The sequence below is a fragment of the Pseudomonas cimarronensis genome (assembly GCF_049331905.1).
Lineage (GTDB): Bacteria > Pseudomonadota > Gammaproteobacteria > Pseudomonadales > Pseudomonadaceae > Aquipseudomonas.
Map to the genome: position 1 here is coordinate 2,293,939 of NZ_CP186283.1, position 24,203 is coordinate 2,318,141.

Consider the following 24,203-nt stretch of genomic DNA (forward strand, 5'->3'; position numbering starts at 1 on the left):
CCGATCAGAGGTTGTTGCCGGTTGTGTTAGTCGTACCGATGGCTGAGCGCAGGTCGATAGCGCTGTAACGTGAGGCCAGGCGAGCGATGCTGCCATCTGCTTCAAGGCCCAGCAGGGCCTGATCCAGGCGCTGCATAAAATCCTGTTTATAGGGATAGGCCTCTGAGTTGGCGCGGGTATAGCCCAGGTGGCCATGTTCGCTGGATAGTCTCGGTCCTTCGACTAGCCAGCCCAGCCCGGCATTGCCCAGCAGACCTTGATCGCGCATCTGTTGCAGTTCCCAGAGGATCGACAGGCGATCGTTGATGTACACGTCGATGCGCTGACGTTTGAGTTGCAACAGGTTGGTGCGGTTGTCGCTGGCGTAGCTCTGCTGCACCTGGCCTGCGGCCAGCATGCGTTTGTAATCGGGGGCGGCGATGATATTGAAGCCCCGGTTGAGACCAACGCGCAACCCGGCATAGGCCGCCGGGAAATCTTCGATGGCCCGTTGCTGGGCCAGTTCGCTGCGCACGAAGGCCACCACGCTTTCCTCCAGAATCGGCCGCGAGTAATCCATCCACGGCCGTTCAACGGGGCGGTAATAGGGTGGGAACAGGGCAAAGGCCGTACCTTTTTCTACGGCCGCCAGGCCACGTGGCCAGGGCACTGGACGGATGCTGATGCGATAGCCAGGCATGCGGGCAAAGGCCGCACGCAGAATATCGCTGTAGAGGCCCTTGGCTTCACCGTTTTCGGCATAGCTGTAGGGTGGATAACTGGCGTCACACAGTACCGTAACACTGATGGGCGTTTGTGCCAGAGCCGTACCCTGTAAAGCCAGACACAGTAGCCACGCTACGAGTATGCGCATGCCCAATCTCCTTATCGGTTGGCGCTGGCTGCGCGGTGAGGCGCAGCCTGATGTATGGAAGTCAGACCTTGAAGCGACCGAGCAGGTGATCCTGTTGACCCACCTGATCAACCATCACGGCGCATTGGCGCACCTGTTCTTCGGCACCCGCAGCGACCTCATGGCTGATGTCGCGAATATTGGTGGTGTTGCGGTTGATTTCCTCGGTAGTGGCGCTTTGCTGCTCCGCGGCGGTGGCGATCTGCAGGTTCATGTCGTTGATCCGGGTGATCGCGTCACGAATGCGTCCGAGCATGTCGTTGGCCGCTCCTGCATCTTCGGCGGTCTTGCTGGCGGTGTCACGGCTTTGCTGCATGCGCGACTCGGCCTGTTTCACCCCGGATTGCAACTGGTCGATCATCTGGCGGATTTCCTGAGTCGACTGCTGGGTGCGCGAGGCCAGTGAGCGCACTTCATCGGCGACTACGGCAAAACCGCGACCGGACTCCCCGGCGCGGGCAGCTTCGATGGCGGCGTTGAGCGCGAGCAGGTTGGTTTGGTCGGCAATGCTGGTGATCACCGAGAGAATCGACTCGATATTGTGGCTGAGCTTGGCCAGCTCGTTGATCGCATGGCTGGTTTCGTCCATTTCTTCGGCCAGGTTCTTGATCGCCTCGGTCGAGCGTGAGACTACCCGTACGCCGTTCTCGGTTTCTTCATTGGCGGCAATGGCGGCTTGCGCGGCGGCCTGGGCATTGCGCGCGACTTCTTCGGCGGTGGAGGCCATTTCCTGCATAGCGGTGGCCAGCTGATCCAGCTCTTGCAATTGCTGTTGCAGGCGATTGGCGGCTTGATCGGCCTCGCTGGAGGTCAGTGTGGTGCTTTCACGCACCTGTCTGGAACTGCCCATGACCTCGCTGATCAGACTCTGCAGACTTTGCAGGAAACTATTGAACTCCTTGGAAACCAGGGCGATTTCATCGTTGCCGGCGGCTGGTAGACGGCGGGTCAGGTCGCCTTCACCGCTGTTCACTTCATGCAGGGAGTTGTGCAGATGGCCGAGGGGTTTGAGCAGACTGTTCATCAAAACGCCCAGCACGATCAGGCTGATGATCACCCCCAGTACGGTGCCGATTACTGCGCGCCAGCTCAGGGCATTGGCTTCGGCCATGACAATGCTTTTGTCCAGCACCACACCGATATACCAATCCATGCCCTTGAGGTTGGGCAGTGGGGTAAAGGACACCAGCAGGTCCTTGTCGGCGCCGCTGATGTCCTGCAAATCCTTGTTCAGTGCTGGGCTTTGGCCGGCGAACAACTCGCTGTAGCTCTTACCGTTGAGGTCGGTGTTGGGGTGGGAAATGATGTTGCCGTTGCGGGTTAGCAGAAAGGCGTAGCCCGCGCCGTTGAAGTCCAGGGTGTTGACTGCGTCCGCTACGGTTTTCAGGCGGATGTCACCGCCCAGTACACCGAGGAATTCGCCAGCGTTGGTGATGCGGGTAACGGCGGAAATTAGGATTTCCCCGGTGGTGGAGTCCACATAGGGTTCGGTCAGTAGCGCCTGGCTACCGGCCTTGCCGGTGGTATACCAAGGCCGTTGGCGACCGTCCCATTCCGGCGCTGGTTTCCACTCGTCGGTGTTCTTGATCGGCTTGCCATCGCTTTGCAGAGCACCGAAGACCAGGATGAATTCGTTCTTCAGCATCGGTGTATTGACGATGCGCTGGGTTTCTTCGGGGCTGTAGTTGCTGTCGATGCTTTGCGCCATCAGATCCATCAACTTGAGCTTGGCATTGAGCCAGTTCTCGATCTGCCGTGCCAATGCGTTACTGGATTCGGCGATGCTGGCGGCTACCTGGCTGTGCAGGGTTTCGCGAACCTGGCTGACCTGCGCCAGTGACAGCAGGCTGGTAGTAAGGAACAGGACGATGGCCGCAGCCAGGCCAACCTTGTGAGCAATCTTCATAGCACGCTCCCCGCGGCAATTTCGAATAGATCGGTGGGGGCCTCGCTCCTTGGCCTTACCTTCTAAAAGTAATACAGACTGGGGAGATTGCCCGGTTGATTGCCAGTGTTTTGCCATTAAACGCAAAAGCCCGGCACATGGGCCGGGCTTTTGCGCTACTGGGGTTTACTTACCCCAGGTGTTGCTTGTCCAGTTCGACTGCCTGATCAAGGGCTTCCAGCAGCGCCTTACGCACTTTCAGCTTGGTGTTTTTGTGCGCGGTCATGTTGATCTTCTTCATCTGCTGGGCAACGGCCAGTGCTGTGGCGTGCAGTTGCTCGGCCGGCACCACCTTGTCGAGGAAGCCGGCATCCACCGCGCCTTGCGGGTCGAACATCTCGCCATTGATCACCGAACGGTGGAAGGCCGATTTGCGCAGGCGGTCACGGGCCAGTTCGATGCCAGCGTGGTGCATAGTCATGCCGATCTGCACCTCGTTGAGGCCAATGCTGAACGGGCCTTCGACACCGATGCGGTAGTCGGACGACAGCAGAATAAAGGCACCCTTGGCCACCGCGTGGCCTGGGCAGGCAACGATGATCGGGAATGGATGGGCGAGCATACGGCGCGCCAGGGTCGAGCCAGCGGCAACCAGGTTGATGGCGTTCTGTGGGCCGGAAGTCATCACCTTGAGGTCATAGCCGCCGGACAGGATGCCAGGCTGACCGGTGATGATCACGATCACCTTGTCCTGCTCGGCACGATCCAGGGCCGCATTGAACGCCGCAATCACGTCCGGGGAGATGGCGTTAACCTTGCCATTGTTCAGAGTCAGGGTGGCAATGCCATCGTCGAGTTGGTAGCTGATCAGGTCGCTCATGGTCGGGTTCCTTGTGCTGAAATGCAGCAGACGTTACTCATCCCCATCGGCCAGGTAAAGCTCGATGGCTGACTGGCTGGTCAGTGATGCCGGGCTGCCCGCTTACGATGACAATCAGCCTCGGTAAATGATCGGTACTACCGGTGCGTCATTGTCGCGAAGGGCATCGCTATGCATGGCTTAATCCATCCGAGCATATTCAGGCGCGCTGCATTTGGCATAAGCACATGAATCTTTTGAAAAAAGATTTTGCCTTTGGCCGACTGTTCGGCTAGATTAGCGCGCCTCGACAGACAGCAATGACCGTCGAGACCCGGTGAAGTGTCCGAGCGGTTGAAGGAGCACGCCTGGAAAGTGTGTATACGAGAAATCGTATCGTGGGTTCGAATCCCACCTTCACCGCCAGATTGATTGACGAAAAGCCCGACCCCGTGTCGGGCTTTTTCGTTTCTGCTGTTTGCGGCTGGCTTGGCGGCCTTTATGGTGTGTTTGGGACTTGATGGAGCGGCGCATGCGCGCAACCTGGGACATCTTCTGCAGCGTGGTTGATAACTACGGCGATATTGGCGTGACCTGGCGTCTGGCGCGGCAGTTGGTGGCCGAGCATGGTCTGGCTGTGCGCTTGTGGGTGGATGATCTGGGGGCTTTTGTACGCTTGTGCCCACAGGCCGATGTGCAGGCGCAGCGGCAGGTTCAGCAAGGGGTCGAGATACGCTTGTGGCGTGCTGACTTGCAGGTTGTTGAGCCGGCCGATGTGGTGATCGAGGCGTTTGCCTGTGAGCTGCCCGCTGCTTATATCGAGGCGATGGCCAAACGTAAGCGCAAAGTGCTGTGGCTCAACCTGGAGTACCTAAGCGCCGAAGACTGGGTGGAAGGGTGCCATGGCCTGCCTTCGTTGCAGTCCAATGGGCTGTCGAAGTTTTTCTTTTTCCCAGGGTTTACCACCGGTAGCGGCGGCCTGCTGCGTGAGCGTGAGCTGCTGACGCAGCGACGGGCTTTTCAGGCCGACGAGGGCATGCGCCTGGCATTTTTGCGTGGTTTGGGTGTTGAGCCTGTTGCGGGTGCCCGCTTGATCTCGCTGTTTGCCTATGAAAATCAGGCCTTGGCCGGCTGGCTTGAGGTGTTAGCGAACGGGGGGCAGAAGGCTCAGTTGCTGGTGCCTGAGGGGCGTGTCCTGAGCAGTCTGCAGGCATGGCTGGGGGGCGCGGCATTGCAGGTCGGCGATACCGTTCAGCGCGGCCAGTTGCATGTTCAGGTGCTGCCATTTGTGCAGCAGGATCAGTACGACCGCTTGCTGTGGAGTTGTGATTTCAATGCGGTGCGTGGAGAAGATTCTTTTGTCCGTGCGCAATGGGCTGGCCGACCGCTGCTCTGGCATATCTATCAGCAGGCTGATGATGCGCATCTGGAGAAGCTCGATGCATTTCTAGAGCTTTATAAAGAGGGCTTGTCGGCAGATGCTCAGGTGGCTCTAACCGGTCTTTGGCATGCCTGGAATACTGGCGGAGCGATGGCGCAAAGCTGGAATCAGCTGCTACAGAGCTGGCCGGAGCAGCAGGATCATGCCGAGAGCTGGTGTTTAAAACGGGGCTCTCAGGCCGATCTTGCGGCAGCGCTGGTGCAGTTTTACCTAAATTGGCTATGATACGCGGCCAAGAATTCTGTCACTCCATCCAAACCCGGATATTCGTATGAAAACCGCACAAGAAATGAAGCCTAACAGCGTGGCGCTGATCGATGGGCACCCATGGCTGATTCAAAAGGCCGAATTCACCAAGTCCGGCCGTAACAGCGCCATCGTCAAGATGAAGCTGAAGAACCTGATCAACGGCTCGAAGACTGAAACCGTCTACAAAGCTGACGACAAAATGGAGCCGGTCATCCTTGAGCGCAAGGAAGTGAACCTGTCCTATATCAGCGGTGAGGACTACGTGTTCATGGATACGGAGTACAACTCCTATGAACTGCGTGCCGAAGACCTGGAAAGCGTTCTGCCCTTCATCGAAGAAGGCATGACCGACGTTTGCGAAGCTGTGTTCTTCGAAGGCAAAGTGATTTCCGTTGATCTGCCGACCACCATCGTGCGTCAGCTGACCTACACCGAAGCCTCTGCCCGTGGCGACACCAGCGGCAAGGTGATGAAGCCAGCCAAGCTGAGCAACGGCACCGAAGTGAAAGTGGCTGATTTCTGCGAAATCGGTGACTGGATCGAAATCGATACCCGTACCGGCGAGTACAAATCCCGCGCTAAAGCACCGGTCTAAGACTGGCGTTAATCGCGAGAAGAAAAAGCCCGACCCTGTGTCGGGCTTTTTTGTGGTCGCTCGTCTGGTCTTAGCTACGCTGCAAGCCGCTTTGCAGGGCTAGATCCCAGGGCGCGATAGGGCCGAACCGGGCTTTGAGAAACTCCAGCAGCAGGCGGCTGCGCGAGTCGGTTTCACGCTCCAGACGCAGGGCGTAGATGCCGCTGGGTTCGGGAGCGGGCAAGCCGTTTTCACAGAACAGTGGCAGCAACTCGCCGCGCAGCAGGTAATCACTGATCAGCCAGGTGGGTAGGTGGGCAATGCCCAGGCCGGCGAGGGCGCTGAACAGCAGCGCTTCGGCATTATTTGCAGTCATGCGCAGGCGCTTGGGGCGGCACAGTTGCAGTTTACCGTCCTGCTCGAAACGCCATGCGTAGGGCGGGGCCAGGCTATCCCAGTCAAGGCCGTCATGTTCCGGCAACTCGCTTGGACTGCGCGGCACGCCACATCGGGCCAGGTAGTCCGGGCTGGCGCAGACGACGCGGACCATGGGCGATAGTGCGGTGGCAACCAGGCGCGTATCGGCCAGCGGACCGATACGCAGCACCAGATCAACTTCGCCGAGGTGTGTGCCATGCAGGTCGACGAAGCTGTCGATCAGCCGTAGTTGCACATTCAGTCCTGGATAGGCGGCCAGAAACTCGGCGATGGCCGGTGCCAGGTGACGGCGGCCGAAGGGGGCGGGTGCGTCAATGCGGATCAGTCCTTCTGGCGCGCTGCTCAGTGATACCGCTTCGGCGCGGGCCAGGTGCAGTTCGGCGAGAATGCGCTTGGCACGTTCGGCAAAGGCCAGGCCGGCGGACGTGGCGCGCACCGCGTGGGTGCTGCGGCTGAACAGGCTGCTGCCCAGTGAGCGCTCCAAGGCATCGATGCGTCGGGCCACTGCTGAGGGCGTTAGCGGGTGGCGGCGAGCGGCGGCAGAGAAACTGCCTGTTTCCAGCACATCGAGAAACAGGCTGAGCTGATCGGTCAGGGTGTCGGGGTTCATGGTGGGCTCGGCTTTGCGTTTGATGCACAGCCATTGTGCGTTGCTATGCGTTTCGCTACCAGTGGCGAGTGATTAGGCTGTTCAGCATCTTTCTGGAGGCCTCTGATGACGCTGCTCGACTTTGCCTTGAACCTGCTGCTTGGACTGATTCTGGGTACCTTGGGCGGCCTGTTTGGCATTGGTGGCGGGTTGATCGCGATTCCGGCACTGGGTGTGTTGTTTGGCCTGGATCAGCAACTGGCCCAGGGTACGGCGCTGGTGATGGTGGTGCCCAATGTGCTGTTGGCGTTGTGGCGCTATCACCAGCGCAATCGCATTGACTGGCGTCATGCCCTGGCTCTGGCGCTGACCAGCTTGTTGTTTGCCGTACTGGGGGCGGGCTGGGCTGTCACCCTGGATGCGGATCGCATGCGTTTGGGGTTTGTGGTTTTTCTGCTGCTGTTGGCGGCCTACAACCTGTCGCGGTTGTTCAACAAGCCGGCCATGGTTGCCGTAGGGATGCGCTATCCCTGGCACTGGTTGACGCTGTTGGGTAGCGGCGCAGGATTGCTGGGCGGGGTGTTCGGTGTGGGCGGTGCGGTGCTGGCGACGCCGGTGCTGACCACGGTTTTCGGCACCAGTCAGGTGGTGGCGCAGGGCTTGTCCCTGGCACTGGCGGCGCCTAGCACGGCGGTTACCTTGGCGACCTATGCCCTGCATGATCATGTTGACTGGTTGCTGGGTGCCCCTCTGGCGTTAGGTGGTTTGCTTAGCATCAGTTGGGGGGTGAAGTTCGCCCATGCACTGCCTGAGCGGGTGTTGCGCGGGTTGTTTGCCGGCTTTCTGCTGCTTTGTGCAGCGCTGCTTGCACTTAAAGTCTGAAGCCCTCGACAATCTGCTCAGCCAGGGTCTCTGTCACCTGTGACTGGGTCTGGTTGTTGCGCAGCAGCACAATGCTGGCGGAGGGCATCACCGGCAGCCCCTCAGCCGTGCCGATGATGCGCATATCCGGGGTGATCAGGCTTTGCAGCTGTGCGGTAACCGCCAGGCCCGCGCTGACCACCGCCATGATCGCCGACAGGCTCGGGCTGGTGTAGGCTATGCGGTATTCGCGCTCCATGGCATCCAGCGCGTTGCACGCCCAGGAGCGGCAGAAGCACTGGGCGTTGAACATTGCCAGTGGTAGCGGCTCCTGCTCATGCGGGCTGAAGCCTTGGGCTTCGGCCCAGACAATCCGTTCTTGACGAAGCAGCTGGCCAATTTCGGTGCCGGGCTCGCGGGTGACGATGGTCAGGTCGAGGTCCTGGCGTTGCAACAGCTGGAATGAAGGCTCGCAGTGCAGTTCCACCTGTACCAGTGGGTAGGCCTGAGCGAAGCGCGAGAGGATGCCCGGCATAAAGCGCATCACATAGTCATCCGGGGTGCCAATGCGCACGGTGCCGACCATATGTGGCGCACGCATGCTGGTCATCACTTCACTGTGCAGCTTGAGGATGCGCCGGGCATAGCCGAGCAGCAGCTGGCCTTCGGCGGTCAGGCTGACCTGACGGCCGTCGCGGCGGAACAGCGGGCGCTGCATTACGTCGTCTTCCAGGCGCTTCATCTGCATGCTGACGGCCGATTGCGTGCGGTTGACCATCTCGGCGGCGCGGGTAAAGCCGCCGTGATCGGCAATCGCGACAAAGGTGCGCAGCAGTTCGCTGTCGATGCTTGGGTAACTGGCCATTCATCAATCTCTGAGATGCAAAGCATAAGAAACATTCGTTGGATTGATCATAAGCCCCGCGTGAGACTGTCGCCAACCCCATAAGGAGGGCGACGAGATGAAAGGTCAGAAAGGTTATGCGGTAGTTGCTGGCGGGCGTGCACGAGCCCTGCGGCCATTGGTTGTGCTGCGCTCAATTGGCGGGCAGCTGTATCGTTGGTGGCAGTTGGCTGAGCAGCGTCGGCGTTTGGCGATGCTCGATGATGCGGCATTGAAAGACCTCGGTTTGAGCCGGGCTGATGTGATTCAGGAAAGCGAACGGTCATTCTGGGACGATCCGCTGGCGCGTTGAGTCGCCGTGTTGCTTAACCCCGCGACCTATTCAACGCCACCACACGCGGCAGTCAGTGGCGCTAAGCAGGCAGATCACCGGAGCGGCGCACGGGTGGCGCATCCGCTACAATGCGCGCCGAATTTGTCTTGCCCGAGAGCCCGCCATGTCCGCTTTTCAGTCCCCGATTATCGTTGCCCTGGATTTTCCGACCCGTGATGCCGCGCTGGCACTGGCTGATCAACTCGATCCCGCGCTGTGCCGGGTAAAAGTGGGTAAGGAGCTGTTCACCCGTTGCGGGCCGGATATCGTCAACGTGCTGGCGGGCAAAGGCTTCGAGGTGTTTCTCGACCTGAAATTCCACGATATCCCCAATACCACTGCCATGGCGGTCAAGGCTGCGGCGGAAATGGGCGTGTGGATGGTCAATGTGCACTGCTCGGGTGGCCTGCGCATGATGGCGGCCTGCCGAGAGAGCTTGGACAAGCTCGCCGGTGCCAAACCGTTGCTAATCGGCGTGACCGTGCTGACCAGCATGGAGCGTGAAGACCTGGCGGGTATCGGCCTGGATATCGAACCGCAGGCGCAGGTGCTACGCCTGGCTGGGTTGGCGGCGCAAGCGGGGTTGGATGGCCTGGTGTGTTCGGCGCAGGAAGCGCAGGCGCTGAAATCGGCTTATCCGGCGCTGCAACTGGTGACGCCGGGTATTCGTCCGGCCGGCAGTGCTCAGGATGATCAGCGACGCATTCTGACGCCGCGCCAGGCGTTGGATGTCGGTTCCGATTATCTGGTGATCGGGCGACCGATCAGCCAGGCTGCTGATCCTGCCCAGGCGTTGGCCGCTGTGGTGGCGGAGCTGGCCTGAGGTGGCGCGGCAGGCTGGTTGCTAGCTTGCCGCATGAATCTGTTTGAGAAATTGTATACAATCGCTGCATTTTCACTAGCCAGGTTTTCTCCATGCATCCCGCCGCCGAAGATTCGCCACTGGGCAAATCCAGCGAGTACATCGCGACCTACACCCCCTCGTTACTATTTCCCATTCCGCGTGCTGCGAAATGGGCGGAGCTGGGCCTGAGTGCCGCCACGCTGCCGTATCAGGGTGTGGATTTCTGGAATTGCTTTGAGCTGTCCTGGCTGCTGCCATCCGGCAAGCCAGTGGTGGCCATGGGCGAGTTCGCCATTCCTGCCGACTCGCCGAATATCATCGAATCGAAGTCCTTCAAGCTGTACCTCAACTCGCTGAATCAGTCGGTGTTCAGCACTGCTGACGAACTGGTGACGGTTCTGGTTCAGGATCTTTCTGCTGCCGCCGGTAAGCCCGTTGGCGTGCGCGTGCGCAGTCTGGCAGAGGTAACGGTGGAAGGTGTGCAAGCCGCGCCAGGGAGCTGCATTGACGAGCTGGATGTAGCCATCAGCAACTATGAGCAGCCGCAGCCTGAGCTGCTGCGCTGCGATGCCGGGCGAGTGATCGAGGAAAGCCTGCACAGTCATTTGCTCAAATCCAACTGCCCGGTTACCGGTCAGCCGGACTGGGGCACGCTGGTGGTGCAGTACCGCGGCCTGGCGCTGGATCACGCCAGCCTGCTGGCCTACCTGGTGAGCTTCCGTCAGCATGCGGATTTTCATGAGCAGTGCGTGGAGCGGATCTTTCTCGATCTGCAGCGCTTGCTCAAACCCGAGCACCTGACGGTATATGCGCGTTACGTGCGCCGTGGCGGTCTGGATATCAACCCCTACCGCAGTACTGCAGCACTTGAGCCGGATAACCGTCGCTTGGTGCGCCAGTAATGCAAAACCCCAGCTAGAGCTGGGGTTTTTGTTAGTGCTGCATGCGTTTAGATGCCCATATTGGCCAGGCTCTGCACAATATTGCGCAGGGTGCCGGCAAGGGTCGGATGGCTGGCCTCGAAACGTTCGACTGCCAGGTTGACCCCGTCAATCAGGGTGGCATCGGGGGCAGCGGCGGCCTGGCGAGCCAGTTGCAATTCAATTTCCTGGGTCAGTACATACAACTCGGCGCGTTCTTCTTCGCTCAGTGGCGGTTGTTCGGCCAGTTGCTCGCGCAGGTCTTGCAGGTGTTGCTGCAGGCGGCTTGCAGGCATGGCGTTCTCCCTTTGGTGATCAACTGATTGACTGACCTCGCGCTAGGGCGAAAGGTTCGGCGTGTCTTCAGGTTAATCCAAGCCAAGATGCTTTGCTTGCTTTGGATCAAGCGCCAGGCGATGTCTTGCCCAGCAAGCTGCTTCAAGGTTTTTCACCTTTATGACGGCGCAGGCTGAGATCGGTTAGGCAGGTGGGCAAGTCGCTGAGCTGATCGATCACCGAATGCACCCCCAGGCGATACAGGCTCAGAGTGGCCTGGCTGCGCAGACGGTCCCGCTCGCTGGTTGATAGGCTCTGCCAGTCTGCCGGTGCTTGGCCACAGAGAGGGCCGCTGATGGCCAGGCCGATGGTCCATATTCCGGCATTCAGTGCTGCCTGCAGCAATCGTGGCTCGCCGCTGACCAGCACACAGCCAGCGAGTTGCTCAACCTGTAATTCCATCAGACTGAGCCAGATAGCGTCCGGTGCCGGCCAGGGGCGGTGGCTACGATTTGGCGTGCCTGGCAGCCAGTCCGGCAGTGCGCTGGCCAGGCAGGTGCTGGCATCGCGCGGCAGGTCATCCAGCCAGGCGCAGGGCACGCCTTGCTGGCGAAGTTGCTCCAGCAATGGCAAAGCGGCCTGCGTGGCTTCTGCATGCTCCTGTGCGGTGCTGCAGAGCGCCTGCAGGTAGGCGAGCCACTCTTCGGGCTGCGGTTCACGGCCCAGACACTGGGAAAGGCTGCGCGGTTCAGCTAGCGCCGGGTAGAGCCGTTGCAACGTGAGCGGTACGCTGCAGGCTCCGAAATCAACCAGGCAACCGGACAGGCTGAACAGGATGGCGCTGAAAGCAGGTGGTGAGGAAGGGCTGAGCATGGGCCGTCCTTGAATATGGTCTAGTCCACACTAGCGGCTTGGGGTTACAGGATGATGACGGCTGTGTGTCGGCTTCCCGCGCCAGGCGGCAATGGTTGGCAAGAATTTTCAGTCATTTGTTCATCCGCTATGCTGCCTATTGTGGCTGCTGGCGTCTTATACTGCGCCACCTGATGTGGCTGCCAATCAAGCGGCCTGAGCGTTTTCAAGGAGCGACTGTAATGCGTGTGACCGGTGTGAGCTGGATTGAACGAATGGGCCTGCTGGTTGCCTGTGCCGGCATGCTATTGCTGCCTGCATTGGCGCAAGCCAATGAGGATGACCCATGGCAGGGTTACAACCGTTTTATGTTCAAGGTCAACGATAACGTCGATGCCTACACCCTGAAGCCGTTGGCCAAGGGGTATCAGGCGGTGACGCCGCAATTCTTCGAGGATGGCGTGCGCAACGTATTCCGCAACATTGGTGATGTCAGCAACCTGGCGAACAACCTGTTGCAAGGCAAGCTGCATGATGCGGGTGTCGACAGTGGTCGCCTGATTTTCAACACCACCTTCGGTCTGCTGGGCTTCTTCGATGTCGGTAGTGCCATGGGCCTGCAGCGCAGCGATGAAGACTTCGGGCAGACGCTGGGCGTCTGGGGGCTCAATAGTGGGCCTTATGTGGTATTGCCATTGATGGGCCCAAGCAGCGTGCGTGATGCGTTCGGCAAGGTGCCGGATGCCATGCTGACTGCACCCATGCACATTGATCATGTGCCCACGCGCAATGTCGTAAGTGGTGTACAGGCGGTCGATGTACGGGCCCGGTTGTTGTCGGCCGAGCGTCTGGTCAGCGGTGACAAGTACATCTTTGTACGCAATGCCTATCTGCAGAACCGTGAGTTCAAAGTACGCGACGGTGAAGTCGAAGACGACTTCTGATTGTTTTATCCCCGCAATACAAAAGGCGGCCCTGATGGCCGCCTTTTTGTTTGTCTTGAGCCAGCTCAGCTCATGGAAATGATCGCCAACCCCAATGCCTGACGACCATCGTCCAGAGCGGTAACGCGCACCACTTCAGCCTGGGCGTCCAGGCCGCGCAGCTCGTTGTGCTCGGAAGCGATATGGATGCGTACCTTGTCGCCCATCTGCACAGCGCTACCTGCTTCCAACTGCATGCCGGTGCTCGACAGGTCGAGGCACAGGGCAGGGATTTCCTGGCCGTTATGGTGCAGGGTGACGGGTGCCTCTAGCCGCATGCGGATGTAATCGCGTTTCTCACTGTAAGCACGATCATTCTGGCTCATGGGCACTTTCCTCTTGTTATGGGGGGTTGTCCTGCAGCTCTTATAACCTTGGCCGATTTGAGGTGTAAAGTCGTGTTACGACGACTGGTGCACGCTTGAATCACGTAGCGGATGGGAGTACCGTCTGCGCCGTGATGCAAGCCGAGTTCGCGCGTGCAGGCCGGCGGCCTGACGCATAAGCCAACCCACACCCGGCGCAGTTTGCCTGGATACCCCATGCACAAAACCAGTGCCACGCTGCTGATAATCGATGACGACGACGTAGTGCGTGCGAGCCTCGCCGCCTACCTGGAAGACAGTGGTTTTCAGGTGCTGCAAGCCCACAACGGTTTGCAGGGGCTGGAGGTCTTCCGCGCCGAGTCACCGGATCTGGTGATCTGTGATCTGCGCATGCCGCAAGTCGATGGTCTGGAACTGATCCGTCGTATCAATGCCCTGCAGGTCGAAACCCCGGTGATTGTGGTTTCCGGCGCTGGCGTGATGAGCGATGCCGTCGAAGCCTTGCGTCTGGGTGCTGCCGACTACCTGATCAAACCCCTGGCTGACCTGGCCGTGCTGGAGCACTCTGTGCGCCGTGCACTGGATCGCGCCAGTCTGCGTCTGGAAAACCAGCGCTATCGCGAAGAACTGGAAACTGCCAACCGCGAACTGCAAGCCAGCCTGCACCTGCTGCAGGAGGATCAGAACGCCGGGCGCCAGGTGCAGATGAACATGCTGCCCGTGACCCCCTGGCAAGCGGATGACCTGAACTTCGCCCACCAGATCATTCCGTCGTTGTACCTGTCCGGTGATTTTGTCGACTACTTTCGGGTCGATGACAGCCGCATTGCCTTCTATCTGGCCGATGTTTCCGGGCATGGTGCGTCTTCGGCATTTATCACCGTGCTGTTGAAGTTCATGACCACGCGCCTGCTGTATGAGTCGCGCCGCGGCGGCAACCTGCCGGACTTCAAGCCTTCGGAAGTGCTCGGGCATATCAACCGCGGCTTGATCAACTGCAAGCTGGGTAAACACGTGACCATGCTCGGCGGTGTCATCGATCAGGCCAATAACCGTCTGACCTACAGCATTGGCGGCCATCTGCCATTGCCGGTGCTCTACAGCGATGGTCAGGCGCGCTATTTGGAAGGGCGCGGCTTGCCGGTCGGGCTGTTTGTCGAAGCCGAATACAACGATCTGGAACTTGAACTGCCTGAGGCCTTCAGCCTGACGCTGCTCTCCGACGGCATCCTCGATCTGTTGCCCGGTGATACCTTGAAAGACAAGGAAACCCTGCTGCCGCAGCTGATTAGCTCGGCTGGTGGCACTCTGGATGGCTTGCGCAAGGCTTTTGGGCTGGCCAATCTGGGGGATATGCCGGATGATATTGCCTTGCTGGTGTTAAGCAGGAACCTTGCATGAACCCTGGGATAAACCCCGGTAGAATCCAGTTTGCCGAACAAGATGGCACCTTCATCCTGAAGTTTGTTGGTGAAGTGCGCTTGACGCTGTGTTCGGCGCTGGATGCGACCATTGAGAAGATCTTCACCGCGCTGAACTTCTCAGCCATCGTGATTGATCTGACCGAAACCCGCAGCATCGACAGCACGACCCTTGGGCTGCTGGCCAAGCTGTCGATCCTGTCGCGGCAGAAAATCGGTCTGCTGCCGACCGTAGTGACCACCCACGCCGATATCACTCGTCTGCTGCAGTCGATGGGATTCGATCAGGTGTTCAATATCGTCGACACGCCGGTGCCGTGCCCGGATTGTCTGGACGATCTGCCGTCGCAGGATCAATCGGAAGAGCTGGTACGAGCCAAGGTGCTTGAAGCGCACCGGATTCTGATGGGCTTGAATGAGTCCAATCGTGAAGCCTTCCACGATCTGGTCAATGCCCTCGAGCATCACTAATACGATTCGCTAAACAAACGGGGCGCTCACTGAGCGCCCCGTTTGCATTTAGGCCATTCAGGCTTGGGCGGTCAGTAGTTTTTCCAGCTTTTCTTGATCGCGGGCAAACAGACGAATGCCTTCGGCGAGTTTTTCCGTAGCCATGGCGTCTTCATTCATGGCCCAGCGGAACTGGCTTTCGCCAAGACTCTGCTTGGCTTCGGCAGCTTTGCCAGGGCTGAGCAGGCGCGCCAGTGGCTGCTGATCATCGGCCAGTTGCTGCAGCAGTTCCGGGCTGATGGTCAGGCGATCACAGCCAGCCAGCTGTTCGATCTGGCCGATATTGCGGAAGCTCGCGCCCATCACCACAGTCTGATAAGCGTTGGCCTTGTAGTAGTTATAGATACGGGTGACCGACTGCACGCCGGGGTCTTCGGCGCCAACAAAATCAAGGCCTTCGGCTTTTTTGTACCAGTCGTAGATTCGCCCGACGAAGGGCGAAATCAGAAATACCCCGGCGTCGGCGCAAGCCTGCGCCTGGGCAAAAGCGAACAGCAGGGTCAGGTTGCACTGAATGCCAGCTTTCTCCAGTTGCTCGGCAGCGCGAATACCTTCCCAGGTCGAGGCGATCTTGATCAGTACGCGTTCACGGCCGATGCCGGCTTCTTCATACAGGCCGATCAGGCGTTCGGCACGGCGCAGTGTGGCCTGGGTATCGAAGGACAGCCGGGCATCCACCTCGGTAGAGATGCGGCCCGGGATTATCTTGAGGATTTCACCGCCCACTGCGACGGCAAAATGATCACAGGCCAGGCCGAGATCGCCCTGGCTGGTCTGGACGGCATGCTTAAGCTGCGCGCTATAGCCGGGCATGGCGGCTGCTTTCAGTAGCAGGGATGGGTTGGTGGTGGCATCGACCGGCTTCAGGCGGGCGATGGCGTCGAGGTCGCCGGTATCGGCGACCACGGTGGTGAACTGCTTGAGTTGTTCCAGCTTGGAGGTCATGACACAGCCTTGTCGTTGCAGATGCGGCGACATTACCCGAGTCAGCGACCTTGCAGCAATTGCGCCGCCTGATCGAACAGCGCAAGCGGCGCGTCAGTCTTGTGAATGTCCACGGAGAGCAGTTGGCGAAAGCGTCGCGCGCCATTGAAGCCCTGGCCCAGGCCGAGCATATGGCGGGTGATGTGGTGCATGCTGCCGCCTTCGGCGAGGTGCGCAGCAATGTACTCACGCATGCTCTGCATCGCCTCGAAACGGCCCAGCACGGCTCGTGAAGAGCCAAACAGCTGCTGGTCAACCTGCGCCAGCAGATAAGGGTTGTGGTAGGCCTCGCGGCCCAGCATCACGCCATCGAAGGTTTGCAGGTGCTGCTGGCAATCCTCCAGAGTCTTGATGCCACCGTTAAGGATGATTTCCAGCTCAGGGAAGTCCTGCTTGAGCTGCGCCGCGACCTCATAGCGCAGTGGCGGTATTTCGCGGTTCTCCTTGGGCGAGAGCCCTTCGAGAATGGCGATGCGCGCATGCACGGTAAAGCTGCGGCAGCCGGCGTCGCGCACGGTGCCGACGAAATCGCACAACTCGGCATAGCTGTCACGGCCGTTGATACCAATCCGGTGCTTCACCGTGACCGGGATATCCACCGCGTCCTGCATGGCTTTCACGCAGTCGGCGACCAGCTGCGGATGGCCCATCAGGCAGGCACCGATCATATTGTTCTGCACCCGATCACTGGGGCAGCCCACGTTGAGGTTGACCTCGTTATAGCCAGCCTCTTGCGCCAGCTTGGCGCAGGCCGCCAGATCCGTCGGCACACTGCCGCCTAGCTGCAGTGCCAATGGGTATTCCGCCGTGCTGTGACGGAGAAAGCGTGCAGCATCGCCATGCAGGATGGCTCCGGTGGTGACCATCTCGGTATACAGAAGCGCATGCTGGGACAGCTGGCGCAGGAAGAAGCGGCAGTGGCGATCTGTCCAATCCATCATCGGTGCAACGGAGAAGCGGCGGGACAAACTGATGGGCGGAGCGAGGGAGTCGGGCATCGGCGTCGTTCTATTTTTCAGGGCTGTGGCGGGCCGCGTTTGGGCATGCGGTCTGCGCTGCGAGGTGCGGCAGTTTATCAGTCTGTATAGGGTTTCGGTTTTTCTGCGCCGCTCGGTCTGTGAGTTGGGTGCGAATTTACACCGATGGCTTGGGGCTGCGGCGCTTCATCGCTATGCTCTGCGCCACGAGTCTGCCAGTGAGTGAGCCATGTTCCAGCCTGTACGCGCCATAAAGCTTCTGCCGATCGCTATGTTCTGCTTGCTCAGTGCCTGTGCTGGTGGGCCGCAGCTGCTGCCTGAAACCAAGCGTTTGCCTGAACGCGTGGAATTGGCGGATGTGCCGTTTTTCCAGCTCAGTGATGCGCAAGGCGGGCCTTCGGCATTGGCTGCTCTGCTGAATCACTATGGTGTGATCAGCAGTCCGGGGTTGGTCGATGAGCGCATTCAGCAACTGGCCAAGGGGCAGAGTCCGCAGGCTGGGCTGGAGAAAGTTGCACGTTCATACGATCTGCTGGTTTACCCCTTGCCAGGTAACCTGGATGCCTTGTTGCAACAGGTGTCTGCTGGTCATCCGGTGCTGTTGATGCAGGATCGCATGTTTGGTGGCCCCGGTTCGCAGTTCGCGGTATTGGTGGGGTATGACCAGCGCGAACGGACGCTGGTGTTGCGTTCTGGTAACAGTCGGCGCTGGTACACCAGCTTCGCCCGTTTTGATGATGCCTGGAGCGAAGCGGGACGTTGGGCCGTGTTGGTTCAGCCAGCCAGTCAATTGCCTGCACAACCTGTCGAGCAGGTGTGGCTGCAGGCGGCGCGCGAGTTGCAGCAGCAAGGTCGCAACGAGGCTGCACAGCGGGCATTGCGTGCAGCGCGTCAGCTCTGGCCGGATGCGGAGCTGTAGTACTGGATAGTTCTAGCTAAAACGCAAAACGGCACCCGAGGGTGCCGTTTTTGTTGTGTGTGAGGGTTAGATCCCCAGCTTGTCACGCAGGGTGTAGTACCAGGCGCCCAGGGCGCTGAATGGCACCTGGAACAGGCGGCCACCGGGGAAGGGGTAGTGCGGCAGAGTGGCGAACGCGTCGAAACGTTCGGCCTGGCCGCGCAAGGCCTCGGCCAGTACCCGGCCAGCCAGGTGAGTGTAAGTCACGCCGTGGCCGCTGCAGCCTTGTGAGTAATAGATGTTATCGCCCAGGCGGCCAACCTGCGGCAGGCGTGACAGGGTCAGCAGGAAATTGCCGGTCCAGGCGTAGTCGATCTTTACATCTTTCAGCTGTGGGAAGGCTTTGAGCATTTTCGGGCGAATGATGGCCTCAATGTTTGCCGGATCGCGTGCGCCGTAGACCACGCCGCCACCGAAAATCAGGCGTTTGTCGCTGGTCAGACGGTAGTAGTCGAGCAGGTAATTGCAGTCTTCCACACAGTAGTCCTGCGGCAGCAGACTTTTCGCCAGTTCGGCGGACAGTGGCTCGGTGGTGATCACCTGGGTGCCGCATGGCATCGATTTGGCCGACAGCTCCGGAATCAGGTTGCCCAGGTAGGCGTTGCCGGCGACGACCACAAACTTGGCTTTGACTCGGCCGTTGGGGGTGTGCACGACAGGGTTGGCGCCACGATCAATGCGGATTGCCGGGGATTGTTCATAGATCACGCCGCCCAGTGATTCGACGGCTGCCGCCTCGCCCAAGGCCAGGTTGAGCGGGTGGATATGGCCGCCGCTCATGTCCAGCATGCCGCCCACGTAAACGTCGCTGTCCACCACTTCACGGATGCGCTTGGCGTCCATCAGTTCCAGCTGAGTGTGGCCGTAGCGTTCCCAAAGCTTTTTCTGCGATTCAAGGTGTTTCATATGCTTGGGGGTGTTGGCCGCGAAAACGCCACCATCCTTCAAGTCGCACTGGATGTTGTACTTGGCGATGCGCTCGCGAATGATCCGGCCACCTTCAAAGGCCATGTCGCCTAGCAGTTTGGCTTGTTTGGCGCCGACGCTGCGCTCGATCACGTCGATATCGCGGCTGTAGCTGTTGACTATCTGGCCACCGTTGCGGCCTGAGGCGCCGAAACCGACCTTGGCGGCTTCGACGATGCTGACTTTGAAGCCATTTTCCAGCAGGGCGATGGCTGTTGATAGGCCGGTATAGCCAGCGCCGACGATGCACACGTCAGTTTCGACTTCACCATTCAATTCTGGGCGCGGCGGAGCCGGATTGGCAGAGGCCGCATAATAGGATTGTGGATAAGCTGTGTGCGCCATTTTGTAACCTCTGTTCTTTATTTTTTACGAATAAGCGGATGCTACCTGAGTTGAAAATGCTCGGCTAGTGGCCTGTGCGAAATATAAAACGCAGCATAGAACAGTAAAAAATTCAGTTATTCAGGCAGTTAGCGAAAAAATAGGTTGACACTTTTTCCCGCGGTCGTAGAATGCGCACCCATCGTAGGCACGTAGCTCAGTTGGTTAGAGCACCACCTTGACATGGTGGGGGTCGTTGGTTCGAGTCCAATCGTGCCTACCAGATTTGGTAGAGAAAAAGGTCGCTTAGGCGGCCTTTTTTTATGGCTTGCCATCCATGCTGGCCACCCTCCGGGTCTTTGGCGGTGACGTTGAAAAGGCTTGGGTCGTTTTTGTTGGGTTCTTGCCAGTGGGTCAGGCTTTCTGCAAGCATCCTCGCGGTTAACCGTTGTTTCACACCTCCAGTGACTCCGGTTCGGTTTTGGTTGGCTGAAAAAGCTCCTGCCGCTGTATGGCAGGTATACCGCCGAATCGCTTACTGGCTCATCCCAACCCATGTGGCCTTTGGTAGAGGTCACCACTAGGAGAGGAGGCGCCATGCCCATCATTACTCTTCCCGACGGCAGTCAACGTTCGTTCGATCACCCGGTATCCGTACTTGAGGTGGCGCAATCTATTGGTGCGGGTCTGGCCAAGGCCACGGTAGCCGGCAAGGTTAATGGCAAGCTGGTCGATGCCTGTGACCTGATTGAAAGTGACGCCACCCTGCAGATCATTACGCCAAAAGATCAGGAAGGCCTGGAAATCATTCGCCACTCCTGTGCGCATTTGATCGGGCATGCCGTGAAGCAGCTGTTTCCGACGGCCAAGATGGTGATCGGTCCGGTCATTGATGAAGGCTTCTACTACGACATCGCCTCCGAGCGCCCCTTCACTTTAGATGATGTGGCGGCGATCGAGCAGCGCATGCAGCAGCTGATCGACAAGGATTACGACGTCATCAAGAAAGTGACGCCGCGTGCCGAGGTGATTGATGTGTTCACCGCTCGCGGTGAGGACTACAAGCTGCGTCTGGTGGATGACATGCCGGACGAGCAGGCCATGGGCTTGTATTACCACGAAGAATACGTCGACATGTGCCGTGGTCCGCATGTGCCGAACACGCGTTTCCTCAAAGCATTCAAGTTGACCAAGCTGTCCGGTGCTTACTGGCGTGGCGATGCCAAGAATGAGCAGTTGCAGCGCGTTTATGGCACAGCCTGGGCCGATAAGAAGCAGTTGGCGGCTTATATCCAGCGTATTGAAGAGGCCGAGAAGCGCGATCACCGCAAGATCGGCAAGCGTCTCGACCTGTTCCATACCCAGGAAGAAGCGCCGGGTATGGTGTTCTGGCACCCGAATGGCTGGACCATCTATCAGGTGCTCGAGCAGTACATGCGTGGCGTGCAGCGCGAGAATGGCTACCAGGAAGTGCGCACGCCGCAAGTGGTTGATCGCGTGCTCTGGGAGAAATCCGGGCACTGGGGTAACTACGCCGACAACATGTTTACTACTGAGTCGGAAAGTCGTGACTACGCGATCAAGCCGATGAACTGCCCATGTCACGTGCAGATTTTCAACCAGGGTCTCAAGAGCTATCGCGAGCTACCGCTGCGTTTGGCTGAGTTCGGTTCCTGCCACCGTAATGAGGCGTCCGGTGCGCTGCACGGCATTATGCGGGTGCGCGGCTTTACCCAGGACGATGCGCATATCTTCTGCACTGAAGAGCAGGTGAAGAAAGAGGCGGCGGACTTTATCAAGCTGACCCTGCAGGTTTATTCGGATTTCGGTTTCAGTGATGTCAAAATGAAGCTGTCCACGCGTCCGGCTAAGCGGGTGGGTGATGACGCGTTTTGGGATCGCGCCGAGACTGCGCTGGCTGATGCACTTAATGACGCGGGTTTGCCTTGGGAGTATTTGCCGGGCGAGGGGGCGTTCTACGGCCCGAAGATCGAGTTCACTCTGCTGGATTGCCTCGGCCGCGCCTGGCAGTGCGGTACCCTGCAGTATGATCCGAACATGCCGCAGCGCCTGGAAGCGAGCTACGTGTCAGAGGACAACAGTCGCAAAGTTCCGGTGATGTTGCACCGGGCGATTCTTGGTTCGTTCGAGCGTTTCATCGGTATTCTGATCGAGCACTACGAGGGTGCATTCCCCGCGTGGCTGGCGCCGACTCAGGTCGTGGTGATGAATATCACTGACAAACAGGCTGATTTTGCTCTGGATGTGGAAAAAACGCTCAACCAAAGCGGTTTTCGTGCCAAGTCTGACTTGAGGAACGAGAAGATAGGCTTTAAAATCCGCGAGCATACTTTGCTCAAGGTTCCTTATCTCTTGGTTATCGGAGATCGGGAAGTTGAGACGCAAACTGTCGCCGTGCGTACCCGTGAAGGTGCTGATCTGGGCTCCATGCCCGTCACTCAATTCGCTGAATTCCTCGCGCAGGCGGTTTCCCGGCGTGGTCGCCAAGATTTGGAGTAATCATTATTAAGCGTGATATGAGACAAGATAAACGAGCTGCACCGAAGGCCCCGATCAACGAGAATATCTCGGCACGCGAGGTTCGGTTAATTGGCGCTGACGGCGAGCAAATTGGCATCGTCTCGATTGATGAAGCGCTTAGGGTTGCTGAAGAATCCAAGCTGGACTTGGTAGAAATTTCAGCTGATGCAGTGCCGCCGGTTTGCCGGGTTATGGATTACGGCAAATCGATCTTCGAAAAGAAGAAGCAGATTGCAGCAGCAAAGAAAAATCAGAAGCAAGTTCAGGTTAAAGAAATTAAGTTTCGTCCAGGGACGGAGGAAGGGGATTACCAGGTAAAACTACGCAACCTGGTACGTTTCCTTAGTGATGGGGACAGGGCCAAGGTATCGCTTCGATTCCGCGGCCGTGAGATGGCGCATCAGGAGCTGGGCATGGAGTTGTTGAAGCGGGTCGAAAACGACCTCGCCGAATACGGCACCGTTGAACAGCATCCAAAGATGGAAGGACGCCAGCTGATCATGGTCATCGCCCCCAAAAAGAAGAAGTAACCACCAGGGCACGGCAGGCCTTGCGGTTATGTTTATCAACTGAATGCGGAGTATCCGAACATGCCAAAGATGAAAACTAAGAGTGGTGCAGCCAAGCGTTTTCTCAAAACCGCTAATGGCTTCAAGCACAAGCACGCTTTCAAGAGCCACATCCTGACCAAGATGTCCACCAAGCGTAAGCGTCAACTGCGTGGTAGCACCATGGTGCACCCGTCTGACGTAGCAAAAGTGGCGCGCATGCTGCGCGTTCGTTAATCGGTCAAGATAGAGGAAATTACTCATGGCTCGTGTTAAGCGCGGCGTTATCGCTCGTAAGCGTCACAAAAAAATTCTGAAACTCGCTAAAGGCTACTACGGTGCGCGTTCGCGCGTATTCCGCGTTGCCAAGCAGGCTGTGATCAAGGCAGGCCAGTACGCCTACCGCGACCGCCGTCAGCGGAAGCGTCAGTTCCGCGCTCTGTGGATCGCTCGTATCAACGCTGGTGCTCGTGTTAACGGTCTGTCCTACAGCCGTTTCATTGCCGGCCTGAAAAAAGCGTCCATCGAGATCGACCGCAAGGTTCTGGCTGATCTGGCAGTGAACGAAAAAGCGGCGTTTGCTGCGATTGTCGAGAAAGCGAAAGCCGTACTGGCTTAAGTCCCCGACAATCACCGGGCTCGCCCGGTGCTAAACGTCACCAATAGGGGAAGAGCCTTCAAGCTCTTCCCCTATTTCGTATCTGGAGTCTGTAAATGGAAAATCTGGATGTGCTGGTCTCGCAAGCGCTTGAGGCCGTTAGCCACACCGACGATGTGAATGCCCTCGAGCAGCTGCGGGTTCACTATCTGGGCAAGAAGGGCGAGTTGACTCAGGTGATGAAGACCCTGGGCAACCTGTCGGCAGAAGAGCGCCCGCAAGCCGGTGCGCTGATCAATGCTGCCAAGGACAAGGTTCAGGATGCGCTGAACAGCCGCAAAGACATGCTGGAACAGGCTGCGCTGAGCGCCAAGCTCGCCGCCGAAAAAATTGACGTAACCCTGCCGGGGCGTGGTCAGGCATCTGGTGGCCTGCATCCCGTCACGCGCACTCTGGAGCGTGTGGAGCAGTTCTTCACGCGCATTGGCTATGGCATTGCCGAAGGGCCTGAGGTCGAAAACGACTATCACAACTTCGAAGCCCTCAACATCCCTGGCCACCACCCGGCGCGGGCGATGCATGACACCTTCTATTTCAATGCGAATATGTTGCTGCGTACCCACACCTCTCCGGTGCAGGTGCGCACCATGGAATCGCAGCAGCCGCCTATCCGTATTGTCTGCCCTGGCCGTGTTTATCGCTGCGACTCCGATATCACCCATTCGCCGATGTTCCACCAGGTCGAAGGCCTGCTGGTCGACGAGGGTGTGAGCTTTGCTGACCTCAAAGGCACCATCGAAGAGTTCCTCCGAGTGTTCTTTGAAAAGCCTCTGGGCGTACGTTTCCGTCCTTCCTTCTTCCCTTTCACCGAGCCATCGGCCGAAGTCGACATGCAGTGCGTGATGTGCAGCGGCAAAGGTTGCCGTGTTTGCAAACAGACCGGCTGGCTGGAGGTCATGGGCTGCGGCATGGTGCACCCGAATGTGCTGCGCATGTCGGGCATCGATCCGGAAAAATACTCAGGTTTCGCCTTCGGTATGGGTGTTGAGCGTCTGGCTATGCTGCGTTACGGCGTCAACGATTTACGGCTGTTCTTCGATAACGACCTGCGGTTCCTGGCGCAATTTCGCTAGCGCCCTCGCATTACGTAATCGAATTGGTTCAGGAGAA

Annotated in this window: 26 protein-coding genes, 2 tRNA genes and 1 pseudogene; 17 read left to right on the top strand and 12 right to left on the bottom strand. The window is 58.6% G+C overall.

Annotated elements, in window-relative coordinates; translation table 11 throughout:
• Positions 1–4: 4 nt before the first annotated feature.
• From ACOCLD_RS10725 to ACOCLD_RS10740, 4 genes and pseudogenes are all read right to left on the bottom strand, one after another.
• A complete protein-coding gene (locus tag ACOCLD_RS10725; RefSeq protein ID WP_422909155.1) occupies positions 5–853 on the bottom strand; it encodes a substrate-binding periplasmic protein in 849 nt (282 codons plus the stop codon).
• 61 nt (positions 854–914) lie between these two features.
• Entirely contained in the window at positions 915–1,742 is an 828-nt protein-coding gene (locus tag ACOCLD_RS10730) for a methyl-accepting chemotaxis protein (protein WP_418904257.1), read from the bottom strand.
• Between the two features lie 30 nt (positions 1,743–1,772).
• Positions 1,773–2,915, bottom strand: a pseudogene (locus tag ACOCLD_RS10735) (cache domain-containing sensor histidine kinase); the annotation flags it as partial.
• A gap of 52 nt (positions 2,916–2,967) precedes the next feature.
• Positions 2,968–3,657: a crotonase/enoyl-CoA hydratase family protein gene (locus tag ACOCLD_RS10740; RefSeq protein ID WP_422909156.1), complete on the bottom strand. Its 690-nt coding sequence runs from the start codon at positions 3,655–3,657 to the stop codon at positions 2,968–2,970.
• 315 nt (positions 3,658–3,972) lie between these two features.
• Here ACOCLD_RS10740 and ACOCLD_RS10745 point away from each other — a divergent pair.
• From ACOCLD_RS10745 to efp, 3 genes are all read left to right on the top strand, one after another.
• Positions 3,973–4,062: transfer RNA gene (locus tag ACOCLD_RS10745), tRNA-Ser, on the top strand.
• A 106-nt stretch (positions 4,063–4,168) separates the two neighbouring features.
• Positions 4,169–5,302, top strand: a complete 1,134-nt coding sequence (earP, locus tag ACOCLD_RS10750; RefSeq protein WP_422909157.1) for an elongation factor P maturation arginine rhamnosyltransferase EarP — start codon at positions 4,169–4,171, stop codon at positions 5,300–5,302.
• Positions 5,303–5,348: 46 nt separating this feature from the next.
• On the top strand, positions 5,349–5,921 hold the full coding sequence (gene efp / locus ACOCLD_RS10755; protein WP_257779594.1) for an elongation factor P: 573 nt from the start codon (positions 5,349–5,351) through the stop codon (positions 5,919–5,921).
• Between the two features lie 70 nt (positions 5,922–5,991).
• Here efp and ACOCLD_RS10760 read toward each other — a convergent pair whose 3' ends face one another.
• A complete protein-coding gene (locus ACOCLD_RS10760; protein WP_422909158.1) occupies positions 5,992–6,948 on the bottom strand; it encodes a LysR family transcriptional regulator in 957 nt (318 codons plus the stop codon).
• A 105-nt stretch (positions 6,949–7,053) separates the two neighbouring features.
• Here ACOCLD_RS10760 and ACOCLD_RS10765 point away from each other — a divergent pair, with 105 nt between their 5' ends.
• Positions 7,054–7,809, top strand: coding sequence for a sulfite exporter TauE/SafE family protein (locus ACOCLD_RS10765; protein ID WP_422909159.1), 756 nt, complete (start codon positions 7,054–7,056; stop codon positions 7,807–7,809).
• Here the strand turns inward: ACOCLD_RS10765 and ACOCLD_RS10770 are convergent.
• Positions 7,799–8,653 (bottom strand): LysR substrate-binding domain-containing protein, encoded by an 855-nt coding sequence (locus tag ACOCLD_RS10770; RefSeq protein WP_422909160.1) that lies wholly within the window; start codon positions 8,651–8,653, stop codon positions 7,799–7,801. The genes ACOCLD_RS10765 and ACOCLD_RS10770 overlap by 11 nt on opposite strands.
• 97 nt (positions 8,654–8,750) lie before the next feature.
• Between ACOCLD_RS10770 and ACOCLD_RS10775 the strand changes: the two genes are divergently transcribed.
• The 3 genes from ACOCLD_RS10775 (at position 8,751) to queF (ending at position 10,751) form a co-directional block, all read left to right on the top strand.
• Positions 8,751–8,984: a DUF1127 domain-containing protein gene (locus tag ACOCLD_RS10775; protein WP_422909161.1), complete on the top strand. Its 234-nt coding sequence runs from the start codon at positions 8,751–8,753 to the stop codon at positions 8,982–8,984.
• Positions 8,985–9,129: 145 nt separating this feature from the next.
• Positions 9,130–9,828 (top strand): orotidine-5'-phosphate decarboxylase, encoded by a 699-nt coding sequence (pyrF, locus tag ACOCLD_RS10780; RefSeq protein WP_422909162.1) that lies wholly within the window; start codon positions 9,130–9,132, stop codon positions 9,826–9,828.
• 92 nt (positions 9,829–9,920) lie between these two features.
• Entirely contained in the window at positions 9,921–10,751 is an 831-nt protein-coding gene (gene queF / locus ACOCLD_RS10785; protein WP_392539556.1) for an NADPH-dependent 7-cyano-7-deazaguanine reductase QueF, read from the top strand.
• A 47-nt stretch (positions 10,752–10,798) separates the two neighbouring features.
• On the opposite strand, the gene ACOCLD_RS10790 is transcribed toward queF, so the two are convergent.
• Both ACOCLD_RS10790 and ACOCLD_RS10795 read right to left on the bottom strand, forming a co-directional pair.
• Positions 10,799–11,065 carry a DUF4404 family protein gene (locus ACOCLD_RS10790; RefSeq protein ID WP_257779601.1) on the bottom strand — a complete coding sequence of 89 codons (267 nt, stop codon included), beginning with the start codon at positions 11,063–11,065 and terminating at the stop codon, positions 10,799–10,801.
• Positions 11,066–11,207: 142 nt separating this feature from the next.
• Positions 11,208–11,918 carry an HAD family phosphatase gene (locus tag ACOCLD_RS10795; RefSeq protein WP_422909163.1) on the bottom strand — a complete coding sequence of 237 codons (711 nt, stop codon included), beginning with the start codon at positions 11,916–11,918 and terminating at the stop codon, positions 11,208–11,210.
• Positions 11,919–12,139: 221 nt separating this feature from the next.
• Between ACOCLD_RS10795 and ACOCLD_RS10800 the strand changes: the two genes are divergently transcribed.
• On the top strand, positions 12,140–12,841 hold the full coding sequence (locus tag ACOCLD_RS10800) for an MlaA family lipoprotein (protein ID WP_422909164.1): 702 nt from the start codon (positions 12,140–12,142) through the stop codon (positions 12,839–12,841).
• Between the two features lie 65 nt (positions 12,842–12,906).
• On the opposite strand, the gene ACOCLD_RS10805 is transcribed toward ACOCLD_RS10800, so the two are convergent.
• Entirely contained in the window at positions 12,907–13,206 is a 300-nt protein-coding gene (locus tag ACOCLD_RS10805; protein ID WP_233685767.1) for a PilZ domain-containing protein, read from the bottom strand.
• Positions 13,207–13,422: 216 nt separating this feature from the next.
• Here ACOCLD_RS10805 and rssB point away from each other — a divergent pair, with 216 nt between their 5' ends.
• Positions 13,423–14,607, top strand: coding sequence for a two-component system response regulator RssB (rssB, locus tag ACOCLD_RS10810; RefSeq protein ID WP_422909165.1), 1,185 nt, complete (start codon positions 13,423–13,425; stop codon positions 14,605–14,607).
• 8 nt (positions 14,608–14,615) lie between these two features.
• On the top strand, positions 14,616–15,098 hold the full coding sequence (gene rssC, locus ACOCLD_RS10815; RefSeq protein ID WP_233685807.1) for an anti-sigma factor antagonist RssC: 483 nt from the start codon (positions 14,616–14,618) through the stop codon (positions 15,096–15,098).
• 57 nt (positions 15,099–15,155) lie between these two features.
• Here the strand turns inward: rssC and tal are convergent, their stop codons facing one another.
• Positions 15,156–16,082, bottom strand: coding sequence for a transaldolase (gene tal / locus ACOCLD_RS10820; RefSeq protein ID WP_422909166.1), 927 nt, complete (start codon positions 16,080–16,082; stop codon positions 15,156–15,158).
• Positions 16,083–16,123: 41 nt separating this feature from the next.
• The gene (dusA, locus tag ACOCLD_RS10825; protein WP_422909167.1) at positions 16,124–17,119 is read right to left on the bottom strand and encodes a tRNA dihydrouridine(20/20a) synthase DusA; all 996 of its coding nucleotides are present in this window, start codon (positions 17,117–17,119) and stop codon (positions 16,124–16,126) included.
• Positions 17,120–17,327: 208 nt separating this feature from the next.
• On the opposite strand from dusA, the gene ACOCLD_RS10830 reads away from it, so the two are divergent.
• Positions 17,328–18,017 carry a PA2778 family cysteine peptidase gene (locus ACOCLD_RS10830; protein ID WP_422909168.1) on the top strand — a complete coding sequence of 230 codons (690 nt, stop codon included), beginning with the start codon at positions 17,328–17,330 and terminating at the stop codon, positions 18,015–18,017.
• A 66-nt stretch (positions 18,018–18,083) separates the two neighbouring features.
• On the opposite strand, the gene ACOCLD_RS10835 is transcribed toward ACOCLD_RS10830, so the two are convergent.
• Entirely contained in the window at positions 18,084–19,367 is a 1,284-nt protein-coding gene (locus ACOCLD_RS10835; RefSeq protein ID WP_392539563.1) for an NAD(P)/FAD-dependent oxidoreductase, read from the bottom strand.
• Positions 19,368–19,552: 185 nt separating this feature from the next.
• On the opposite strand from ACOCLD_RS10835, the gene ACOCLD_RS10840 reads away from it, so the two are divergent.
• From ACOCLD_RS10840 to pheS, 6 genes are all read left to right on the top strand, one after another.
• A tRNA-Val gene (locus ACOCLD_RS10840) sits at positions 19,553–19,629 on the top strand.
• A gap of 314 nt (positions 19,630–19,943) precedes the next feature.
• Positions 19,944–21,866 (top strand): threonine--tRNA ligase, encoded by a 1,923-nt coding sequence (thrS, locus tag ACOCLD_RS10845; protein WP_422909169.1) that lies wholly within the window; start codon positions 19,944–19,946, stop codon positions 21,864–21,866.
• Positions 21,866–22,417: a translation initiation factor IF-3 gene (gene infC / locus ACOCLD_RS10850; RefSeq protein WP_257779631.1), complete on the top strand. Its 552-nt coding sequence runs from the start codon at positions 21,866–21,868 to the stop codon at positions 22,415–22,417. Before thrS ends, infC begins: the two co-directional genes overlap by 1 nt.
• Before the next feature lie 60 nt (positions 22,418–22,477).
• The gene (rpmI, locus tag ACOCLD_RS10855; RefSeq protein ID WP_079202156.1) at positions 22,478–22,672 is read left to right on the top strand and encodes a 50S ribosomal protein L35; all 195 of its coding nucleotides are present in this window, start codon (positions 22,478–22,480) and stop codon (positions 22,670–22,672) included.
• A 25-nt stretch (positions 22,673–22,697) separates the two neighbouring features.
• Positions 22,698–23,054 (top strand): 50S ribosomal protein L20, encoded by a 357-nt coding sequence (rplT, locus tag ACOCLD_RS10860; RefSeq protein ID WP_090505586.1) that lies wholly within the window; start codon positions 22,698–22,700, stop codon positions 23,052–23,054.
• A 95-nt stretch (positions 23,055–23,149) separates the two neighbouring features.
• Complete coding sequence (gene pheS, locus ACOCLD_RS10865; RefSeq protein WP_233685760.1) at positions 23,150–24,166, top strand: phenylalanine--tRNA ligase subunit alpha; 1,017 nt, start codon at positions 23,150–23,152, stop codon at positions 24,164–24,166.
• Positions 24,167–24,203: the final 37 nt, after the last annotated feature.

Coding starts and splice junctions, on each gene's coding strand:
- ACOCLD_RS10725 (WP_422909155.1), bottom strand. CDS start 853: ATGCGCATACTCGTAGCGTGGCTACTGTGTCTGGCTTTACAGGGTACG.
- ACOCLD_RS10730 (WP_418904257.1), bottom strand. CDS start 1,742: ATGGGCAGTTCCAGACAGGTGCGTGAAAGCACCACACTGACCTCCAGC.
- ACOCLD_RS10740 (WP_422909156.1), bottom strand. CDS start 3,657: ATGAGCGACCTGATCAGCTACCAACTCGACGATGGCATTGCCACCCTG.
- earP (WP_422909157.1), top strand. CDS start 4,169: ATGCGCGCAACCTGGGACATCTTCTGCAGCGTGGTTGATAACTACGGC.
- efp (WP_257779594.1), top strand. CDS start 5,349: ATGAAAACCGCACAAGAAATGAAGCCTAACAGCGTGGCGCTGATCGAT.
- ACOCLD_RS10760 (WP_422909158.1), bottom strand. CDS start 6,948: ATGAACCCCGACACCCTGACCGATCAGCTCAGCCTGTTTCTCGATGTG.
- ACOCLD_RS10765 (WP_422909159.1), top strand. CDS start 7,054: ATGACGCTGCTCGACTTTGCCTTGAACCTGCTGCTTGGACTGATTCTG.
- ACOCLD_RS10770 (WP_422909160.1), bottom strand. CDS start 8,653: ATGGCCAGTTACCCAAGCATCGACAGCGAACTGCTGCGCACCTTTGTC.
- ACOCLD_RS10775 (WP_422909161.1), top strand. CDS start 8,751: ATGAAAGGTCAGAAAGGTTATGCGGTAGTTGCTGGCGGGCGTGCACGA.
- pyrF (WP_422909162.1), top strand. CDS start 9,130: ATGTCCGCTTTTCAGTCCCCGATTATCGTTGCCCTGGATTTTCCGACC.
- queF (WP_392539556.1), top strand. CDS start 9,921: ATGCATCCCGCCGCCGAAGATTCGCCACTGGGCAAATCCAGCGAGTAC.
- ACOCLD_RS10790 (WP_257779601.1), bottom strand. CDS start 11,065: ATGCCTGCAAGCCGCCTGCAGCAACACCTGCAAGACCTGCGCGAGCAA.
- ACOCLD_RS10795 (WP_422909163.1), bottom strand. CDS start 11,918: ATGCTCAGCCCTTCCTCACCACCTGCTTTCAGCGCCATCCTGTTCAGC.
- ACOCLD_RS10800 (WP_422909164.1), top strand. CDS start 12,140: ATGCGTGTGACCGGTGTGAGCTGGATTGAACGAATGGGCCTGCTGGTT.
- ACOCLD_RS10805 (WP_233685767.1), bottom strand. CDS start 13,206: ATGAGCCAGAATGATCGTGCTTACAGTGAGAAACGCGATTACATCCGC.
- rssB (WP_422909165.1), top strand. CDS start 13,423: ATGCACAAAACCAGTGCCACGCTGCTGATAATCGATGACGACGACGTA.
- tal (WP_422909166.1), bottom strand. CDS start 16,082: ATGACCTCCAAGCTGGAACAACTCAAGCAGTTCACCACCGTGGTCGCC.
- dusA (WP_422909167.1), bottom strand. CDS start 17,119: ATGCCCGACTCCCTCGCTCCGCCCATCAGTTTGTCCCGCCGCTTCTCC.
- ACOCLD_RS10830 (WP_422909168.1), top strand. CDS start 17,328: ATGTTCCAGCCTGTACGCGCCATAAAGCTTCTGCCGATCGCTATGTTC.
- ACOCLD_RS10835 (WP_392539563.1), bottom strand. CDS start 19,367: ATGGCGCACACAGCTTATCCACAATCCTATTATGCGGCCTCTGCCAAT.
- thrS (WP_422909169.1), top strand. CDS start 19,944: ATGCCCATCATTACTCTTCCCGACGGCAGTCAACGTTCGTTCGATCAC.
- rpmI (WP_079202156.1), top strand. CDS start 22,478: ATGCCAAAGATGAAAACTAAGAGTGGTGCAGCCAAGCGTTTTCTCAAA.
- rplT (WP_090505586.1), top strand. CDS start 22,698: ATGGCTCGTGTTAAGCGCGGCGTTATCGCTCGTAAGCGTCACAAAAAA.
- pheS (WP_233685760.1), top strand. CDS start 23,150: ATGGAAAATCTGGATGTGCTGGTCTCGCAAGCGCTTGAGGCCGTTAGC.